The sequence below is a fragment of the Pseudomonas sp. 24 E 13 genome (genome assembly GCF_900004715.1).
In the GTDB taxonomy this organism is placed as follows: domain Bacteria; phylum Pseudomonadota; class Gammaproteobacteria; order Pseudomonadales; family Pseudomonadaceae; genus Aquipseudomonas; species Aquipseudomonas orientalis_A.
In genome coordinates, this window is sequence record NZ_CVTO01000031.1 from 1 (window position 1) to 4249 (window position 4249).

Genomic DNA, 4249 nt, shown 5'->3' on the forward strand with positions numbered 1-4249 from the left:
CAACACCAGTTGCGGTGCATGGGCCAGGGCGCGGGCGCAGCTCACGCGTTGGCGCTGGCCCACCGACAGCGCCGCCGGACGCTTGTGCAGTTGATCGCTGATTTGCAATTGCTCGGCCAGGCGCGCCACGCTGCCGTCGTCCTTCAAACCCAGCAACTGCCGGGGCAAGGCAATATTGCCGCGTACATCGAGAAACTCCAGCAGCCCGCCGGTTTGCAGCACATAGCCCAAATGCCGGCTGCGCAACTGGGCGAGATCGGTTTGCCGGTCGGCGCGCCACAGCCCATCGATGTCGATCCGGTTGAGTTCGAACTGCCCGATCCGGTCCGGCGCCAGCACCAGTGCGAGCATATCGAGCAAGGTGCTTTTGCCGCAGCCGCTGGGCCCGACAATCGCCAGTTGCTCACCCGCGCGCAGGTGCAGCGCCGGAATTATCAGGCTATAGCGCTGGCTGCCGACGCCCCGGCTCTTGTGCACCGCGTTCAGGCTCAGCATCACGGCAGCGTCGACAACGGCACGCGGTACAACGCATCGCCCGGCTCGGCATCACCGAACCGCACCCAGTTGGCCAGGTCATTGTGGAAGGTCTCGTAGAGACGGATTTTCGAATCCAGCTCGTCGATGAAATCCTCCTGCTCGGCCACACTCAACGACAACCACAGGTCCTGGGTCATGTTCAGCGACTTGCTGCGGTACGGCAGCCCCTCCAGGTACTCGCCCAACAGGCCGCCGTCGGCCAGGTTGCCGCCCTTGCGCAGGGCTTGCGGGTCACGGCTCATGTAGGCCGAGGCGCTGGCGATTTCCTGGAAGAAGTCCTTGGGCGAGCTTTGGGTCTTGCGCGCCGCATCCACGATCAACTTCAGCGACTGTTGCAGGTCGTTGAGTTGCAGCTTGGTCAGCATCACGCACACCTGGAACGCCGGCAGCGCCGGGTTGGTCAGGTCGCGGTCGGCGGTCCAGGCGCTGACCAGTTGCGGCGCCTGGCTGGCGGTCTTGCGGCCGAGGAAGTCCATGTGCATGGCATAACCGACGGCTGCGGATTTGTCCGCCAGGCTCGGCGCGGCACTGAGTAACGGCACCGGCTGCGGCGTGTTGCTGCGCACCTGATGCACAAGGTTGGCAAACACCGTGCCGATCTCATCGACGCGCTCGCCCAGCTTGCGCACATCGCCGCCCGGCACGGGGGTGTACAGGTCGCCGATCTGCGGGTTGGCGTCGGCGGTGAGGACGCGATACTGGCTTTCGGCGCCGGCATGGGTTTTCTTGCCGGCATCGGTGCGCAGATGCAGCGCGTAGATCTTGATCTGCTTGCCCAGCGCCGCCTGACGTACTTCGGCTTCGTTCATCTGGGTGGCCGCGAACGGGTCGTTCTTGCGCAGCGCGCCGGCATCGGAGACCAGCAGGATGATGCGCCCGCCGTAGCCGGACCAGTCCATGCCGTCCACCGCCTGCATCACGCCGGCAAACGCGTCTTCGTTGAACGAGTGGCTGGACACCGTCGAGGCCTTGACCTGCCGCGCCAGGTCGAGGAAACGCTGCGGATCGCGGCCCTGGTCGAGGGTGATCAGGGTTTTGGCCACGTATTCCAGGCCGGGGGTTTTCTTGATGCTGTTGCGAAAGCCCACCAGGCCGAAGCTGACGCTGTCCAACTCGCCGCGCTCGGCGATGCGTGTTTGCAGCTCGTGGACCACATCGCGCACTTGATCGATATAGGGCTGCATCGACACGGTGGTGTCGACCACCAGCACCACGGCGGTACGGAAGGCGTCGGCATGGGCATTGATTGCGGGCGCCGACGGCTTGGCGACTGCGCTGCTGCCAGGGTCGATGGACGCCACGTTAAGCAGCTGCACCGGCTGGCCGTTTTCGTCGAAGCTCTCTTTGGAATCAAAGATCGGCAACAGGTAAAACTGGTTTTGCGGCACCGCGCTGGCGGTGGGTTCCAGGGCCAGGACTTGCTGGTTGTCCTCGCGGTTGTTCTGCGCCCTGGCCAACGCGCTTTTCGCCGCAGCCGGATCGGCCAGCAGTTTTTCCACCTCGCCGGACTGGCGCAGGAACATCACCGGCGCGCGCCCCGAGCGTTCGGTGAATTTCAATACCAGGCTTTGCTTCCAGTCGCTGACCTGGGCGGCCGGCAGCCAACCGTCGCTGCGCCCGTCGGTGGCGGCGCCGACACGTACCCACGGGCTGCCGTCGATGTCTTTGCGTTGGTAGACGTAGAGCACGGAAAACGCCGGCAGCGCCTTGCCCGGCGCGCTGCCCGCGTCCGCTGAAAGCTTGGCGCCGGGTTTGCTGAGCACGCGCTGGAACAGGGTCTTCTTGCCGGCCATCAATAACGGACGCTGGCCGCCATCAGCCACCGCGACCGCCGCTGGCGGCACCGCTGCAGGCGCCTTTTCAGGCACCACGGCAGCGGGCGGCTTGACCGGCTCGTCGGCGCCGCTCAACCACCAATAGCTGGCACCACCGATGGCCAGTGCCACCGCAACCGCCACGGCGGCCAATGCCAACACCGGCCCACGGCGCTGTTCGGACGGGGCGTTGTGCTGCGTTGGCGTCACGACCGGTTGGCGCACTATCGGCTGCGGCTGCGGTTTGTCGGTGGGTATGTCGACGGTGACAGGCGTGATGCCCGCCAAGTCAAAACTCAGCGGGATCGGCAGCGGCCGTACCAAGGTGGCCTCCGACGAGTCCGCCGGCAGGTTGTCCAGGGCCAGCACTAATGCGTCGGCATCCGGATAACGCTCCGCCGGGTCCTTGGCCAACAGCTTGCGCAGCACCTCCTGGTAACGGCCGTGGTGCACCGGCAATTCCGGCAACGGCTCAGTCAGGTGCGCGAGCGCCGTCGAAAGCGCATCGGTTCCGCGGTAGGGCAACTCGCCGACCAGAATCTCGTACAGCACCACGCCCAGCGCATACAGGTCGGCGCGACCATCGATCTCCTGGCCGCGTGCCTGCTCCGGGCTCATGTAGCTCGGCGTGCCCACGGCGAAACCGGCCTGGGTGAACTGGGTGCGGTCGTCCAGGGACTTGGCGATACCGAAGTCCGACAACACCGCCGTGCCATCGGCGCGGAACAGGATGTTCGCCGGCTTCACATCGCGGTGCACCAGCCCCTGGGCATGGGCATAACCGAGCGCCGAGGCAATCTGGCGGATCAGCGTCACGCCCTGCTCCGGGGTCAGCCCGGCGGCAATGCGCTCTTTGAGCGTACCGTTGGGCAGGTACTCCATGGCCATGTAATACAGCTCGCCGACATTGCCGATGTCATGGATGGTCACCGTGTGCGGGTGCGACAGGCGCGCCAGGGTTTTGCCCTCGCGCAGGAAGCGTTCGCAGAACGTCGGATCGGCCGCCAGGGCCGCCGCCATCACCTTCAACGCCACCTTGCGTTCCAGCGAGCGCTGGGTCGCCAGGTAGACGTTGGCCATGGCGCCTTCGCCGATCTCGCCTTCGATAACGTAGCCCGGGATCTCGATCTTCATGAGGAGACCTTCACAACGATCGTGGTGATGTTGTCCGGCGCGCCGCGATTGAGCCCCAGGTGCACCAGGCTGCGCACGATTTCATCCGGTGCGTCGTGGCCGAGCACTTCGCCAATCTCATGATCCTCGACGGTCTTGGTCAGGCCGTCGCTGCACAGCAGGTAGCTGTCGCCGGGGGCGATCAACAGCTCCACCGACGCCACGTCCAGTTGCGCTTCCACGCCCACTGCGCGGGTGACGATATTGGCGCGTGGGTGCACGCGGGCATCGGCTTCGCTGAGCAGGCCGCTGTCTTGCAGGTCCTGCACGTAGCTGTGGTCGCGCGAGAGGCTTTCCAGCTCACCGTCGCGCAGGCGATACAGGCGACTGTCGCCGGCCCACAGGCACACCCCGCGCAAGCCGCGCGCGGCCAGCACCACTACGGTGCTGCCCATCATGGTCACGCCACGGTTGGCGGTTTCTTCACGTACCGCCGCATTGATGCGGATCAGGTCGTTGCGCAAGGCGGCCGCGTATTCGTCGAGGGAGCGCCCCACCGGGACGGCGCGCAGGCTGTCGACGATCAGGCTGCTGACGTAATCCCCCGCCGCGTGCCCGCCCATGCCATCAGCGACCACCCACAGGCGGTTCTCCGGCAGCTCCAGGCACGCATCTTCGTTGACCTGGCGGACCATGCCCACATGGCTTTTGCTCGCGGATTTGTAAGTCGCCCCCATCTACACCACACCTTCTTGTCCGAGCAGAAACTGCGCAAAATCGCTGGC

Annotated in this window: 3 protein-coding genes; all 3 read right to left on the reverse strand. The window is 65.6% G+C overall.

Translation table 11 applies throughout. The features are described from left to right. Nucleotides 1-495: ATP-binding cassette domain-containing protein (locus BFP90_RS01265; protein WP_065895771.1), on the reverse strand; the 495-nt coding region annotated here is incomplete at its 3' end. Then, nucleotides 495-3485, reverse strand: coding sequence for a serine/threonine-protein kinase (locus tag BFP90_RS01270; protein WP_065895770.1), 2991 nt, complete (start codon nt 3483-3485; stop codon nt 495-497). The genes BFP90_RS01265 and BFP90_RS01270, both read right to left, overlap by 1 nt. Beyond that, a complete protein-coding gene (locus BFP90_RS01275) occupies nt 3482-4201 on the reverse strand; it encodes a PP2C family protein-serine/threonine phosphatase (RefSeq protein ID WP_065893985.1) in 720 nt (239 codons plus the stop codon). Before BFP90_RS01275 ends, BFP90_RS01270 begins: the two co-directional genes overlap by 4 nt. Nucleotides 4202-4249 lie beyond the last annotated feature (48 nt).